Annotated in this window: 13 protein-coding genes and 1 pseudogene; 13 read left to right on the top strand and 1 reads right to left on the bottom strand. The window is 73.6% G+C overall.

Annotation, left to right across the window (positions count from 1 at the left end; genetic code table 11):
• Positions 1–115 precede the first annotated feature (115 nt).
• Positions 116–1321, top strand: a pseudogene (locus ACRYR9_RS04125) (thiamine pyrophosphate-binding protein); the annotation flags it as partial.
• Positions 1322–1330: 9 nt separating this feature from the next.
• Here ACRYR9_RS04125 and ACRYR9_RS04120 read toward each other — a convergent pair.
• Positions 1331–2194, bottom strand: coding sequence for a nuclease-related domain-containing protein (locus tag ACRYR9_RS04120; RefSeq protein WP_432492780.1), 864 nt, complete (start codon positions 2192–2194; stop codon positions 1331–1333).
• A gap of 129 nt (positions 2195–2323) precedes the next feature.
• Between ACRYR9_RS04120 and ACRYR9_RS04115 the strand changes: the two genes are divergently transcribed.
• From ACRYR9_RS04115 to ACRYR9_RS04060, 12 genes are all read left to right on the top strand, one after another.
• Positions 2324–3160 carry a GntR family transcriptional regulator gene (locus tag ACRYR9_RS04115; protein WP_432492778.1) on the top strand — a complete coding sequence of 279 codons (837 nt, stop codon included), beginning with the start codon at positions 2324–2326 and terminating at the stop codon, positions 3158–3160.
• Entirely contained in the window at positions 3157–4101 is a 945-nt protein-coding gene (locus tag ACRYR9_RS04110) for an ABC transporter permease (RefSeq protein WP_432492776.1), read from the top strand. Before ACRYR9_RS04115 ends, ACRYR9_RS04110 begins: the two co-directional genes overlap by 4 nt.
• Before the next feature lie 113 nt (positions 4102–4214).
• Entirely contained in the window at positions 4215–5096 is an 882-nt protein-coding gene (locus tag ACRYR9_RS04105; protein ID WP_432492774.1) for an ABC transporter permease, read from the top strand.
• Positions 5093–6133 carry an ABC transporter ATP-binding protein gene (locus ACRYR9_RS04100; protein WP_432492772.1) on the top strand — a complete coding sequence of 347 codons (1041 nt, stop codon included), beginning with the start codon at positions 5093–5095 and terminating at the stop codon, positions 6131–6133. The genes ACRYR9_RS04105 and ACRYR9_RS04100 overlap by 4 nt, the downstream gene beginning before the upstream one ends.
• A complete protein-coding gene (locus tag ACRYR9_RS04095; protein WP_432492770.1) occupies positions 6130–7116 on the top strand; it encodes an ABC transporter ATP-binding protein in 987 nt (328 codons plus the stop codon). The genes ACRYR9_RS04100 and ACRYR9_RS04095 overlap by 4 nt, the downstream gene beginning before the upstream one ends.
• A 30-nt stretch (positions 7117–7146) precedes the next feature.
• Complete coding sequence (locus tag ACRYR9_RS04090; protein WP_432492768.1) at positions 7147–8787, top strand: ABC transporter substrate-binding protein; 1641 nt, start codon at positions 7147–7149, stop codon at positions 8785–8787.
• On the top strand, positions 8784–10007 hold the full coding sequence (locus tag ACRYR9_RS04085) for an MFS transporter (RefSeq protein WP_432492766.1): 1224 nt from the start codon (positions 8784–8786) through the stop codon (positions 10005–10007). Before ACRYR9_RS04090 ends, ACRYR9_RS04085 begins: the two co-directional genes overlap by 4 nt.
• The gene (locus ACRYR9_RS04080; RefSeq protein ID WP_432492764.1) at positions 10004–10249 is read left to right on the top strand and encodes a hypothetical protein; all 246 of its coding nucleotides are present in this window, start codon (positions 10004–10006) and stop codon (positions 10247–10249) included. Before ACRYR9_RS04085 ends, ACRYR9_RS04080 begins: the two co-directional genes overlap by 4 nt.
• Positions 10246–11688 (top strand): amidase, encoded by a 1443-nt coding sequence (locus ACRYR9_RS04075; protein ID WP_432492762.1) that lies wholly within the window; start codon positions 10246–10248, stop codon positions 11686–11688. Before ACRYR9_RS04080 ends, ACRYR9_RS04075 begins: the two co-directional genes overlap by 4 nt.
• Entirely contained in the window at positions 11685–13124 is a 1440-nt protein-coding gene (locus ACRYR9_RS04070) for an amidase (protein WP_432492760.1), read from the top strand. The genes ACRYR9_RS04075 and ACRYR9_RS04070 overlap by 4 nt, the downstream gene beginning before the upstream one ends.
• Complete coding sequence (locus ACRYR9_RS04065; RefSeq protein WP_432492758.1) at positions 13121–13312, top strand: hypothetical protein; 192 nt, start codon at positions 13121–13123, stop codon at positions 13310–13312. The genes ACRYR9_RS04070 and ACRYR9_RS04065 overlap by 4 nt, the downstream gene beginning before the upstream one ends.
• A gap of 20 nt (positions 13313–13332) precedes the next feature.
• Positions 13333–14943: an amidase family protein gene (locus tag ACRYR9_RS04060; RefSeq protein WP_432492756.1), complete on the top strand. Its 1611-nt coding sequence runs from the start codon at positions 13333–13335 to the stop codon at positions 14941–14943.
• Positions 14944–15091: the final 148 nt, after the last annotated feature.

Genomic DNA, 15091 nt, shown 5'->3' with positions numbered 1-15091 from the left:
CATCGCCCCCGCCCCCCCCGCGCCCGCCCCCCGCCCCCGCCCCCCCCCCCCCCCCCCCCCCCCCCCCCCCCCCCCCCCCCCCCCCCCCCCCCCCCCCCCCCCCCCCCCCCCCAACGAGCGCCGCACCGTCGTGCTGAACCTGCCGCTGGACGTGCAGGCGCAACCCGCCCCGGACGGGGTTCCCGACCCGGTGGCGCCGGTCCCGCAGCCGGACCCGGTGCGACCCGGCCGCCGCGCCGTCGCCGAACTGGCCGCGCTGCTGCGCGCGGCCGAGCGGCCGGTGTTCGTCGCCGGCCGCGGCGCCCGCTCCGCCGGGCCGGTGCTGCGGGAGCTGGGGGAGCGCACCGGGGCGCTGCTGGCGACGTCGGCCGTCGCGAACGGCCTGTTCCACGGCGAGCAGTTCGACCTGGGCATCTCCGGGGGTTTCTCCTCACCCACCACCGCGGACCTGGTGCGCGGCGCCGACCTGCTCGTCGGCTGGGGCTGCACGCTGAACATGTGGACGATGCGGCACGGAACCCTCATCGGGGACGGGGCGCGCGTCGTGCAGGTCGACGTGGAGGACGCCGCGCTCGGCGCGAACCGGCCGATCGGCCTGGGCGTCCTCGGCGACGTGGCGCAGACGGCGTCCGCGCTGCTGGAGGAGTTCCCCGAACCCGTGCCGGGGTACCGCAGCGCGCAGGTCGCCGACCGGATCGCGCGGCAGGGGCGCTGGGCCGACGTCGACACCCCCGACCTGTCCACCGCCACGGCCATCGACCCGCGGGTCCTCAGCCGTGAGCTGGACCGGCGCCTGCCCACCGAGCGGGTCGTCGCGATCGACTCCGGCAACTTCATGGGGTACCCCAGCGCGTACCTGTCGGTGCCCGACGAGCAGGGGTTCTGCTTCACGCAGGCGTTCCAGTCCGTCGGCCTCGGCCTGGCCACCGCGATCGGTGCGGCGCTGGCGCGACCGGACCGGCTGCCCGTCCTCGGCACCGGTGACGGCGGCCTGCTCATGGCGGCCGCCGAGCTGGAGACCGTGGTGCGCCTGGGGCTGCCCCTGGTGGTCGTCGTGTACGACGACGCCGCCTACGGCGCGGAGGTGCACCACTTCGGCCCCTCCGGCGCGGACACCTCCACGGTGACGTTCCCCGACACCGACCTCGCCGCGATCGCCCGCGGGTACGGGTTCGACGGCGTCGTGGTGCGCACGGTCGCTGATCTCGACGCGCTGGACGCCTGGCTCACCGGGCCCCGCAGCGGGCCCTTCCTGATCGACGCGAAGATCGCCAACGACGGGGGTTCGTGGTGGCTGGCGGAGGCGTTCAAGGGGCACTGAGCGCAGCTGTCACGGCCCGGTGATCGGCTGCTGCGTCGTGACCGCAGGAGGCGCCAGGCTCTCGCCGAGGGACTCCACGAAATCCTGGAACAACCCCACGACGACGAGGGCCGCCACGACGGACAGCACCGCCCGCACGAGGACCTCGATCCCGGAGCGCTGCTTCCCCCGGCGCCGCTCCGGTCTCCGGGCGGGTTGCCGCACCCGTCCGCGAGGAGCCCGCCGGGGCGGGACGATGTCGGCGCTGGTGAGGGCACCGCCCGCCGCGGGCCCCGCATCGTCGCCGAGTTCCCTCGCCAGGACGTCGACGACCCGGGTCACCTGGCGCGGCTCCAGCGCCGTCGGCAGGGCCCGCAGCAGGTCCGCGACGGCGTCCCTGCTCACGACGGTGACCGCACCGACCTCCCGCGCGGGGGCGTGCTGCTGCACCAGGCACAGCACGCCGAGCACGTCGCGGCGGTGCCGGGCGGGCACGTGCGTGGTGACGGCGGACGTCGCGGCCGCGACCCCGGTGAGCTCCCTCGCCATCGACCGGCCACCCACCCGCAGCTCGTCGTCGCGGAAGGACACCACCCCGGTCCAGTTCTTGCTGTCCACCACGACGACCCCGCCGGGACCGATCGCGACGTGGTCGACGTTCGCGCGCTGCCGGCCGGGCCAGCGGACATCGTGCAGGACCGTCCAGCCGTCCGCCTCCAGCACGGCCAGGGCCTCGGCGACGAGCCGTTCGCCCTCTGCACCGGCCTCCCAGTTGCGCTGCTCGCGCTCCACCCGGGTCAGCTCGCGGCGCAGCTCCTCGGCGCGCGCGGCGTGCTCGCGCGCCTTCTCGGCGGCGCCGCGACCGGCGGACCTGACGGAGGAGTAGGGGGCCACGCCGGTTCGTCGGCACGTCGCCACGGGGACTGAGCACTTGTCACCCGATCGGGCGAAGCGACCCGCGCCCTGCGAGTTCTCGGCCGATCGACGCCGCTGTGCAGCATCATCGCAGGTCAGAGGGGGTTGATGGTGCAACTGGACGGCGTAACTTCCTCGTCACGGATGAGACATTCGATAGAAACTCCCGCGGGCCAACGTTCGGTCATGCCCATCGCGACGGCGGTTCCCGCACCACCGCAGCCCCTCACGGACCCCCGGGTGGTTCTCGTCCGGGACCTGCTCCGGGAGGACATCCGTCGTGGTCGCTTCGACGCCGGATCCGTGCTCCCGGGTGAGCACGAACTCATGCTCGAGTACAGCACCACCCGCAGCGTCGTGCGCGGCGCGCTGCAGATGCTGCGCACCGAGGGGCTGGTGGAGCGTCGGCAGGGGACGGGGACGTACCTGGTCGACCGGCAGGCCATGCACCCCCTGGACACGCTCAGCGCGGACATCGGCCGGCACTACCGTCGCGAGCGCACGGTGACGGGTCGCATCTCCGTCGTCGACGTGATGCCCGCTCCGGGGCCCATCGCCGCAGGTCTGCAGATCTCCACCACCGAATTGGTGCGGCACCTGGACGTCGAGATGCACGTGGACGGTGCGATCTACCACATAGCCTCCAGCTACGTGCGGGAGTCCGATGCACGGGGCATGCAGGGCGCCACGTTCACCGGTGACTACTACCAGCACATGGAGAACTCCGGGGTCGACCTGGGCAGCGCCGAGATCACGTTCGAGGCGGTCAACGCGGACGGTCCCACGGCGCTCCGGCTGGGTCTGCCCGCCGGCCGTGCCGTGATGCTGTTCCGCCGGATCAGCCTGGATGGTTCCGGCCGCCCCGTCGAGATGGGCTTCGGGCGGTTGCGCAGCGACAAGCTCGCTCTGGTCTCGCGGATGCCGAGGAAGAGGGGTCGACAGTGACGAAGTTCCTCGCACGACGACTGCTGCTGAGCGTGCCGATCCTGCTCGGGGTGTCGCTCGTCGTGTTCATCACCATCAAGATCATCCCCGGTGACCCGGTGGCGAGCATGCTGGGTCCGACGAGCACCCCCGAAGCGAGGGAGGCGCTCACGGCGCGGCTCGGCCTGGACCAGCCGTTGCCGGTGCAGTACCTGAGCTGGCTCGCCGCGATGTTCCAGGGCGACCTCGGCCAGTCCATCGCCCAGCAGCGGCCCGTCCTGGGCCTGGTCGCCGACGCGTTCGTCAACACGCTGTGGCTGACCGCGTTCTCCGCCGTGCTGGCGGTCGTCCTCGGTCTGGTGCTCGGTGCGGTGGCGGCCCTGCGCCGGGGGAGGGTGGCTGCAACCGTCAGCAACGCCCTGGCGCTGTTCAGCATCTCCACCCCGCAGTACACGATCGGTCTGCTGCTGATCATCGTGCTCGCCAACGGCACCGGGTGGTTCCCTGTGTCGGGCATGTACTCCGCCATCGGCGGGGGAACGTGGGGCGACCTGCTCTGGCACCTCGTCCTGCCCGGAATTACAGCTGCCCTGGTACCCGCGGGGATCATCGCCCGCATGTTCCGGTCGACCGTCCTGGACGTGATGAGCATGGACTTCATCGACTCCTACCGGGCCCGGGGGCTCAGCGAGCGCCGCATCCTGTGGCACGCCTTCCACAACACCACCCCCACCCTGTTGACGGTGGCGGGTCTTCAGGTCGGCTACCTGCTCGGCGGTGTCGTCTTCGTCGAGACGGTGTTCTCCTGGCCCGGCCTGGGCCAGCTCGTGTTCGACTCCATCTCCAAGCGCGACCTGGCGGTCATCCAGTCCGGCGTCATGGTGGCGGCGTTCGCCTTCGTCCTCATCAACGTCGTCGTCGACCTGCTGCACAGCCTCATCGACCCCCGGGTTCGCGCCTGACCGCTCGCCACCGCGTCCCCTGGACGCCCTCGCACCGGTTCCACCGAACCGGACGGTGCGCCCTGCCCGGAACCGCCCGGGACCCGCCTGCCGCCACACCGCCAGGAGGAACGATGACCACCCAAGCACCCGCGCTCGCCCCGGCTGCGGTGAGCCGGCCCCGCACCGCCCGGCGGGCGCGCCGCCTCCCGGCACCGGCCCTGGTGTCCGCCGTCGTACTCGCCGCCGTCGCGGCGCTCACGCTCCTCGCCCCGCTGATCTCGCCCTACGGGCCGCTGGAGGGTGACCTCGCGGCCCGCCTCCAGCCGATCGGCTCCCCGGGGCACCTGCTCGGCACCGACGGGCAGGGTCGCGACGTCCTCACGCGACTGCTGCACGGAGCCCGCCCCTCCCTGCTCGCCGGCCTGCTGCCGGTGGTGTTCGCCGCAGCCGTCGGGATCGTCCTCGGACTGATCGCCGCCCTGGGCCACCCGAGGGTGCACACGCTCGTCATGCGGTCGCTCGACGTGCTCTACGCCTTCCCCGCCGTGCTGCTGGCCATCGCCATCGCCGCTGCGCTCGGGTCGGGCATCAGCAACGCGATCATCGCGCTGGCCGTCATCCTCGTCCCCCCGGTGGCGCGGGTGACCGAGTCCGAGGCGATGCGCATCAAGTCCGCCGACTTCATGGCTGCGGCCCAGGTCTCCGGCGCGGGCCGGGTGTCGATCGCCCTGCGCCAGGTCCTGCCGAACGTGGCGCCCGGCGTCGTCGTCTACGCCACCGCACTGGTCGGCCTGTCCATCGTCTACGCGGCCGGGCTGAGCTACCTCGGTCTCGGCGTCTCCCCGCCGACCGCCGAGTGGGGCGTGATGGTCAGCGAGATGCAGCAGTACCTGTTCACCGCACCTTCGCTCCTGCTCGTGCCCGCCGTCGCGATCCTCGTCGTCTCCGTGGCGTTCAACGTCCTCGGCGACGGCCTCCGCGACTTCTTCAACGTGAGGACGGACGCCTCGTGACCAGCCCCACCGAGACCCCCGGGACCGCTGCCGCCCTTCCCTGCGCCCCGGCGCCCACCGCCGGCCCGGCCCTGGAGGTCACCGGCCTGACCACCACCTTCAACCGCGGGGGCCAGCAGGTCCTCGCCGTGCGCGGCGTCGACGTGAGCGTCGGTGCCGGGGAGTCGCTGGTGCTGCTCGGGGAGAGCGGCAGCGGCAAGTCGGTGACGATCCGCTCGATCCTGCGGCTGTACGGGTCCTCCGCCCGGCACACCGGCAGCGTGGTGCTCGGGGACCAGGACCTCATGCGGCTGGACGCCGCGGCCGTGCGTGCCGTGCGCGGGCGGACCCTCGCGATGGTCCCGCAGGACCCCAACGGTTCCCTGGACCCGCTGCGCCCGGTGGGCCGTCAGCTCGAGCAGGTCCTGCGCCTGCACGGCATGGTGGCGGACCGGGGGGCCGCCCGTGCCCGGGCGCTGGAACTGCTCGCCCTGGTGGGCATCCCCAGCCCCCCGCGCGTCGCCACCTCCCACCCGCACGAGCTGTCCGGCGGCATGCGCCAGCGCGTCGCCATCGCGATCGCCGTCGCCTGCGACCCCGTCGTCCTGCTCGCCGACGAACCCACGACCGCCCTGGACGTCACGGTGCAGTCGCAGATCCTCGACCTGTTCGGCGACCTGCAGGAGCGGCTCGGCACCGCCCTGCTGCTGGTCACCCACGACGTGTCCGTCGCGGCCGACGTCGCCGACCGGGTCGCGGTGATGTACGCCGGTTCCATCGTCGAGGAGGGCCCGGCGAAGGAGGTCCTGGAGAACCCCCGGCACCCCTACACGCAGGCCCTGCTCGACGCGATCCCCCGGCCCACGAGCGAACGCGGGCACCTCAAGGCGATCCCCGGGTCCCCGCCCGTCGCCGGCACCGACTTCCACGGTTGCTCCTTCGCCGACCGGTGCGCACTCGCCCAGGAGTCCTGCCGGACGCAGCCCCCCGCGCTGCTGCCGGTCGCCGACGGGCACCGGGCCGCCTGCCCGGTCGCGAACCCGGTGGTGGCGGCGTGAGCCCCGCGGGCGCGCCCGGCCCGGCGCGGGAGAAGCTCCTCGACGTCGTCGACCTGGCCAAGACGTTCCCCAACGGCACCCGCGCCGCCGACGACGTCAGCTTCACCGTCGCCCGCGGCGAGACCCTGGGCGTGGTGGGGGAGTCCGGGTGCGGGAAGTCCACCACCGCCAAGATGGTCCTGCGGCTGCTCCAACCCGACCGGGGCACGGTGACCTTCGCGGGCACCGACGTGCTGCGCGCCCGCGGCCGTGAGCTGAAGGAGGTCCGCCGCCGCCTGCAGCTGGTGCCGCAGAACCCGCAGACGTCGTTCAACCCCCGGTTGACCGTCCGCTCCTCCCTGGAGTTCAACCTCCGCGCGCACGGCGTCGCCCGCCGCGCCTGGCGCTCCACCGTCGACGACATGCTCGTCCGCTGCGGTCTGCGGGCCGAACAGGGCGACTCCTACCCGCACGAGCTGTCCGGCGGGCAGTTGCAGCGAGCCGCGATCGCCCGCGCCCTGGTCACCGGCCCGGACCTCGTCGTCTGCGACGAGGCGGTCTCCGCGCTGGACAAGTCGGTGCAGGCGCAGGTGCTCAACCTGCTGGCCGAGCTGCAGTCGGACCTCGGCGTCTCCTACCTGTTCATCTCCCACGACCTGTCCGTCGTCGAGCACATCAGCGACCGCGTGCTCGTCATGTACCTCGGGCGCGTCGTGGAGCAGGCCACCGCAGGTTCCCTGTACCGCGATCCCGCTCACCCCTACACCAAGGCTCTGCTGTCGTCGGCACCCGGCGCGCCCGGCGAGCGGATCGTCCTCACCGGGGAACCGCCCAACCCCGCCGACCCGCCCTCGGGGTGCACCTTCCGCACCCGGTGCCCCTGGGTGATGGACACGTGCGCCGCCGACCGCCCCCTGCTGGCGGTGACACCGGCCGGCTCGCTCGCCGCCTGCCACCTCAACCTCACCTCCCGCCCCGCTCTCGCCGCTCCGTCCCCGGCCTGAGCGCCAGCTCAGCGCCAGAGAGGAACACCCGTGGCCCACACCGCGCCGCCAACCCCTCCGCCGTTCCCCGCCGCGACGGGGACGACCCGCCGCAACGTCCTGCTCGCGTCCCTCGCCGGATTCAGCACCCTCGCCGCCGCCTGCTCAGCACCGGGCGCGGCCAGCGAGGGCGGCGGCGGCGAGGGAGCCGGCACGCTCGTCATCGGCATGACGGCCAGCGACATCCCCCTGCTGGACACGGGCATGGCTCAGAACGAGGGCTACGAGGGCCTGCGGTTCGTCGCCAACCAGCTCTACGACGGCCTCACCCGCTTCGACCTCACCGACGGCAGCGTCATCCCCCCCGTGGTGCCCGGGCTCGCCGAGAGCTGGGAACCGAATGAGACCGGCGACTCGTGGACGTTCACGCTGCGCCAGGGCGTGAGCTTCCACGACGGCACCCCGTGGAACGCCGACGCCGCCGTGTTCAACCTCCGCCGCTACACCGACCCGTCGTTCGAGTTCTTCTACCAGGAGCTCAACGGCCAGGCGGGCCTGTCCATCGCCGGCATCGCCGCGGCCACCGCCGTCGACGAGCACACGCTCCGCATCGACTGCGCGGGCCCGTGGGCCTACCTCCCCTCCGACCTCACCACGGTCTACATGGGCTCGCCCACCGCGATCCAGGCGGCCGGCAACGACGGGTTCGGGCAGGAGCCGGTCGGCACCGGCCCGTTCACGTTCGTCAGCGTCGAGCGTGGCCAGAGCCTGCAGCTGGCGGCGAACGCCGACTACTGGGACGGTGCGCCGGCGGTCGACACGCTCATCCTGCGCCCCATCCCGGACACGACCACCCGCGTCGCGGCGCTGCGCTCCGGCGAGGTCAACTGGATCGAGGTGCCCCCGCCGGACGACGTGCCCTCGCTGAAGCAGGCGGGGTTCCAGGTCGAGACCAACAGCTACGACCACGTGTGGCCGTGGTGCCTCGACACCACGCAGGCACCGTGGAACGACGTGCGCGTCCGGCAGGCCGCCAACTACGCCATCGACCGGCAATCGCTCTGCGACAACGTCCTGCAGGGCACCGCCGAACCCGCCCTGCAGGTGTGCCCGAAGGCGAACGCGGCCTACCGGGCCGAGAACGACCTGTACGACTACGACCCCGACCGGGCCAGGCAGCTGCTCGCCGACGCCGGGTACGCCGGCGGCGTCACCGCCACCCTGTCGTACCCGACGAGCGGGTCCGGCAACATGATCCCGGGGCCGATGAACGAGGCTCTGCAACGCGACCTCGCAGCCGTCGGCATCGACGTGGAACTGCAGCCCATCGAGTGGGCCTCCATGCTCACCGACTACTTCGTCGGCAACATCCCCGGGGGGGCCAGCGCCATCAACATCAGCCTGTCGTTCCAGCAGGAGGGTTTCTGGAACAACTGGCTGGGCACCGGTGTCACCAACGTCACCGGCTGGCACGACCCGCAGGTAGAGGCGCTGTTCCAGCAGGCCAAGGAGACCCTCGACGAAGCCGGTCGCAGCGACCTGTACGCGCAGGCGTCGGCGATCATCACCGAGCAGGCGCCGTGGCTGTTCGTCGTCAACGACCGCAACCCGCGCGTCCTCGCCGCGAACGTCCAGGGGTTCGTGGAACCGCAGTCCTGGTTCGTGGACGTCACCGACGTGTCGGTCGAGTGAGCCCCGCGGCGCAGCGGCGCACCACCCTGCTGGTCGTCACCACCGGGTCGGGCCTCGCCCTGGGCCTCACCGGCCCCCTCGTCCCGGTGCTGGCCGTCCACCTCGGCGCCACCGCCTTCGGTGCCGGCGCGGCGGTCGCGGCCCTGCAGGTGCCGGTGGTCGTGCTCGGCCTGCTCGGGAGCCGCTGGATCCCGAGGCTGCCGCTGCGCCGCACCGTGACCGCCTCGCTCGTCCTGTGCGCCGCGGGTGCGGGCCTCGCGGCACTGGCGGCCTACCCGGTGCTCGTGGCGGGCCGTGCCCTGCAGGGCGTCGGGGTGGCGCTGCTCACCGGGGCGGCCGGGTACGCGCTGACCTCCGGAGGGGGCCGAGCCGGCGGGGGCGCCGGGTTCGGCTCCTTCCAGGCGGCGTGGTTCGCCGGGATCGCCGCCGGCCCGGTCGCGGCCCTGGCCGTCGCCCTCACCGGCGGTGACCTCGTGACCGCGACGTTCACCGCGGCGGCCGCGGTCGCCGGAGCGGCAGCGGTCCTCGCCGCCGCGGCGGTGCGCGGCGCGCCGATCGCGCACCGGCCCCGGCTGGGGCTGCCCGAGCGGCACGGCCCCCGCCCGCCCCGGCGGCTGCTGCTGCTCAGCGGCGCCGGCCAGGCCACCCGCAGCGGGCTGGCCGTGACGATCGTCCCCCTCGTCGGCGCCGGCGACGGCCTGGGCACCGGGACGCTCCTGGTGGCGCTGACCGCCCTGGGGATGGCCGACGTCCTGGCGATGCTCGCCGCGTCCCGGCTGCCCCCGCGGCTGGACCGGCGCGCCGCGATGGCGGTGGCCTGCGCCTGGGGCCTGGTCGCCCTGACCCTCATCGGCCTGGGCACGACGGCCCTGACGTTCGTCCTCGGGTGCGCCGCGCTCGGCGTGACCGTCGGGGCGACCTGGGTGCTGCCCGCGGCGCTGGTCCTGGACACCGCCCAGCAGCTGGAGAGCGCGTTCGGCTGGTACCGGATCGCGTGCGACACCGGGCTGCTGCTCGGCGCCCTCGTCGCCGGGCTGCTCGCACTCACCGGACCCGCGACGGCCCTGGGGCTGTGGACCGTGCCGCTGCTCGCCACCGGTGCGCTCGCGCTCGCCGTCCGGCCCCGGCCGGCCGCGGACCACCGGGTCCCCACCGCCCACCTCGTCCCGCAGACCGCACCACGCACCGCAGCAACCACACCGGAGGAGGCACTGCCATGACCACACCCGACGCACCCGACAACCCCGGTCCCCTGCCGGACCGGGCCCTCGTCGACGCGATGGCCGCGGACCAGGGGCTGGACTGGAGCGACGAGCGCCGCGCCGCTGGCCTGGCGCAGGCGCTGGCGATGCGCCCCGCGCTCCTCGCGCTGCGCGCGAAACCGCTCGCCTACGTCGGCCAGGTCATCGAACCCGCGCACGCGCTGCGCTGGCTGGGAGCCACGGGGGAGGCGGGCGCGTGAACCTCTCCGACCTGACCGCCACCGAGCTGCTCGGCCTCTACGCGGCGGGCGAGGCGTCCCCCGTCGAGGCCGTCCAGGACTGCTTCGCCCGCATCAGCGCGGTGAACCCGGTCCTCAACGCGGTCCTGACACCGCTGGAGGAGCAGGCGCTGGCCGCTGCGCGCACCAGCGCCGACCGGTGGGCCGCGGGCACCGCCCGCCCCCTGGAAGGGGTCCCCTACGGCCTGAAGGACATCGTGGCCACCGCGGGGATCCGCACCACGGGCGGTTCCGCCCTGTACGCCGACCACGTCCCCACCACCGACGCCACGCTGGCGGCCCGCCTGCGCGACGCCGGCGGCGTCCTGCTCGCCAAGCTGCACACCTTCGAGTTCGCGTGCGGCGGCGCTCAGAACCGCACGTTCGGGCCGTGCCGGAACCCGTGGGACGTGGAGCGGACGACGGGTGGCTCCTCCTCCGGATCGGGTTCGGCCGTCGCGGCCCGCATGCTGCCGGTGGCCATCGGCACCGACACCGGCGGCTCCATCCGCATCCCCAGCAGCTACTGCGGCCTGACGGGCATCAAGCCCACCTACGGCAGGGTGCCGCGCGACGGGGTCATGGGGATGTCCTGGACGATGGACCACGCCGGTCCGATGACCCGCTCCGCCGCCGACGCCGCGCTCGTGCTCGACGTCATCAGCGGCGCCAGCGCCGGTGACCCGACGAGTTCCGCGCGCCCCGTCCCCGACCACACCGCGGCGATCGGCGCGAGCGTCGCCGGTCGTCGGGTCGGCCGGCTGCGCGGGTGGTTCGAGGAACGGATGCACCCCGCCGTCGGCGCCGCGTACGAGTCCGCCCTGGTGGAACTGGCGGGCACGGGCGTGGAGGTCGTCGACGTCGAGCTCGAGGAGGTCGACGTCATCGCCGCCGCCAGCTGGACGGTCATCTACTCGGAAATGCTGTCGCTGCACGCCGACGTCGCCCACCTCATCGAGGACCGCGACGCCATGGGCGCGGGGATCCTCTCCGCCACCCCGTACGTGCACGCCGCGGACTACCTCAAGGCGCTGCGCTACCGGGCGGTGTTCCAGCAGCAGCTGGACTCCGTGATGGCGGCCGCCGGCCTCGACGCCTTCGTCACCCCGGCGGCGACGACCACCCCGCCGAAGCTCGCGGACATGCTGGTGGACACCGGCGACGGGCTCGTGGACTGGCTCGACGTCGCCAGCCGCGTGACCGTTCCGTTCAACTACTCCGGCAGCCCCGCCCTCGTGGTGCCCGGTGCGCTCGTGGACGGGGTTCCGACGAGCGTGCAGCTGGCCGGCCGCCCGCACGACGAGCCCACCCTGTTCGCCCTCGCCTCCGCCTTCCAGGCCGCCACCACCCACCACCTGTCCAGGCCCGCCGAAGAACCCCTGCACACCACCGCCCCTTCGACCGCTGGAGCGCCCGCATGACCGCCACCGAACCCCTGACCGCCCTCACCACCCCCGCCACCGAGCTGCTCACCATCGCCGACGCCGCCGCCGCCCTGCGCGCCGGGACGACCACCGCCGTCGATCTGGTCCGCACCGCGATCGCCCGCGCCGACGCCCTCGACGCGACGCTCGGGGTGTACCTGCACCGCACCGACGAGGCCGCCCTGGAGGCGGCCGCCGCGGTCGACGCCGCCCTCGCCGCGGGGGACGACCCCGGACCGCTGGCCGGGATCCCGCTGGGCATCAAGGACATCCTCTCCGTCGAGGGGACCCCCACCACGTCGCAGAGCCTCGTCATGGACCCCGCGTTCGGCGAGCAGGGCGACGCGGTCGTCGTGGCGCGGCTCAAGGCGGCCGGCGGGATCGTCACCGGCAAGACCACGACCATGGAGTACGCGGTCGGCTGCCCGGACCCGTCCAAGCCGTTCCCGATCCCGCGCAACCCGTGGGACACCGAGCGCTGGACCGGCGGCTCCAGCTCGGGGACCGGCAACGGCGTCGCCGCGGGCCTGTTCCTCGGCGGCCTGGGCACCGACACCGGGGGCTCGGTGCGCTACCCGGCCGCCCTGTGCGGGATCAGCGGCATGAAGCAGACGTTCGGCCGGGTGCCGAAGTCCGGCTGCACCCCGCTGGGGTTCTCCTACGACCACGTCGGCCCGATGGCCCGCTCCGCGCGCGACTGCGCGCTGATGCTCGGCGTCATGGCGGGGGCGCACCCGTCCGACCCGACGACCGCCGACGTCGACGTGCCCGACTACCTCGCGGCCCTCACCGGCGACGTCACCGGCCTGCGGATCGGCGTGGCCACCCACCTGCTCGACACCCCGGGCTTCGACCCGGAGAACGCCGTGGCGTTCCGCGCCGCCGTGGACGTGCTCGCCGCCGCCGGCGCCGACGTCGTGGAGGTGGCGCTGCCGAACTTCGCCGAGGCCATGACGGCCACCGCCTACGGGTTCTGCGCGGAGGCGTTCGCCTACCACCGCGGAGACCTGCAGGCCAGGTGGGCCGACTACGGCGCCCCGACCCGGATGGCGATCGTCAAGGGGGCGCTCTTCTCGGCCGCCGACTACGTGCAGGCGCAGCGCGTGCGCCGCGCCACGGTCAAGGCGACCACGGAACTCATGACCGACGTCGACCTGCTGCTGACGCCCACCACGACGATCGCCGCCCCGCTCCTGGAGAGCCTGGACTTCGACCTCGTCATGGCCACCGTCCTCACCCCCTACTTCAACGCCGTCGGGCTGCCCGCCATGTCGATCCCGATGGGGTTCACCTCCACCGGCCTACCGCTCGGCCTGCAGATCGCCGGCCGCCCCTTCGAGGAGGCGACCGTCTTCCAGGCCGCCGACGCCTACCAGCGCATCACCACCCACCACCTCGCCGTCCCCGCCATGACCCTGGAGGTCGCCGCGTGAGCACCACCACCGACCCGAAGACGTCCGTCGAGGTCCTGCTGGCCGCCGCCGGCCTGACCGTCACCCCGGAGGAGTTCGACGCCATCGTGCGCTCCTACCCGGACGTGCGCGCCCAGATCGACGCCATGTACGCCGTGCCCATGCTGAAGGAGGAGGAACCGCAGCTCGTCTTCACCCCGTTCGTCTGACCCCAGCAGAGGAGACCACCGTGGAACCCACGAGCACACGACTGCGCGGATTCCTCCGCAAGCCGACCCCCGAGCAGGTCAAGGCGGCCGGCGCTGCGGAGTTCCTGCACCTGACCGACGCCGAGGCGGAGATGTACGCCGGTGTCCTGGAGGGGGTGCTGGCTTCCATCGACCGCCTCGACGAGCTGCCCTTCGACCACGCCCCGCTGAAGTGGACCACCCGTGACCCGGGACGCCGGCCCACGCCGGAGGAGGACCCGTTCAACGCGTTCGTGCGCCGGTGCCTGGTGCCCGGCGCACCGGACGGCCCGCTCGCCGGGATGCGCTTCGGGGCCAAGGACAACCTGGCGGTGGCGGGAGTTCCGCTGACCAACGGTTCCCGCGTCGCCCCCTACACCCCCACCTCGGACGCGGTGGCGGTGGAACGGCTGCTGGACGCCGGCGGCACCCTCGTCGGCAAGCTGAACCTCGACGACTTCTCCTCCTCCGGAACGGGGGAGTCGGCGTTCTTCGCCCCGGCCCGCAACCCGCACGACCGCACCCGCTCGGCCGGCGGGTCCTCCGGGGGTTCCGGTTCGGCGGTCGCCTCCGGCCACGTCGACCTGTCCCTGGGGGTCGACCAGGGCGGCTCGGCGCGCATCCCCGCGTCCTTCAACGGGGTGGTGAGCCTGAAGGCCACCCACGGGGCGATCCCCTCGGCCGGCGTGACGCACATGGACCACTCCATCGACTACGTCTGCCCCATCGCGCGCACCGTGCGGACGACCGCGATCGCCACCGACGTCCTCACCGGCCACGACGAGCGCGACCCGCAGTGGGTGCGTGGCGCCAACGAGCCGACGCGCTGCGTGGAAGCCCTCGACCGGGGGGTGGCGGGGATGACGATCGCCGTGGTGGAGGAGGCCGTCGACCCGACGATCTGCGACCCGGACGTGCTGACGAACTTCGAGCGCGCCCTGACGGCCCTCGAGGAGGCCGGCGCCACGGTCACCCGGGTCTCGATCCCGTTGTGGAAGGACGCCTGGTCCATCGAGACCGCACTGCTGTGCACGCTCGCTTGGGGCATGAACCAGTCCAACGGCATCGGCTTCGGCCACCGCGGCGTCGTCGACGGGAACCGTGCCCACGCCTTCGCGCTCACCCGCAAGCTGGAGGCGGACGAGTTCGCCCCCTTCTACAAGGTCTGGCTGCTCACCGGCCGCTACCTGCAGGACGAGTACCACGGCACCATGCACGCCAAGGCGCAGAACCTGCGGTTCGCGCTGACCAAGCAGGTCGAGGCGGCACTCGGGGAGGCGACTCTCCTGGCGATGCCGACCACCCCCCAGGTCGCGCCCGAACTGCTGGACCACCCCGAGCCCGAGGACGTCATCCTCGGCCGCGGCACCACCATGGTGACGAACACGGCGCCGACGAACCTGACCGGTCACCCGTCGCTGGCGGTGCCGACCGGGCGGGACCGCGACGGCATGCCGACGTCGATCCAGCTCGTCGGTGGGCTGTTCCAGGACGCGACGACGTTCGCGGCCGGGGCCGTCGTCGAGGCTGCCATCGGCACGCTGACCCCGCCCGGCCTGCCGCTGGGTTCGGCCGCTGTGCTCGACGTGGACGTGGACCTCGAGCTGAGCTGAGGTCACCGCCGGGGTGCGCGCAGGACCCGCGCACCCCGGCGGGGCACCGCCCTGTGGACGCAGGCCCGGAGCGTCGTCGGCAGCCGTACGGTGCGGTGGTGAGCGCGTGGGAGGAACCCGGTCCCGCACCGCCCGCCTCCAGCGCCGC

Origin of the sequence: Kineococcus auxinigenes, assembly GCF_050871525.1 — a bacterium.
Lineage (GTDB): Bacteria > Actinomycetota > Actinomycetes > Actinomycetales > Kineococcaceae > Kineococcus.
The sequence above is the reverse complement of the archived record's forward strand: the minus strand, read 5'-3'. Positions and strand labels throughout refer to the sequence as shown.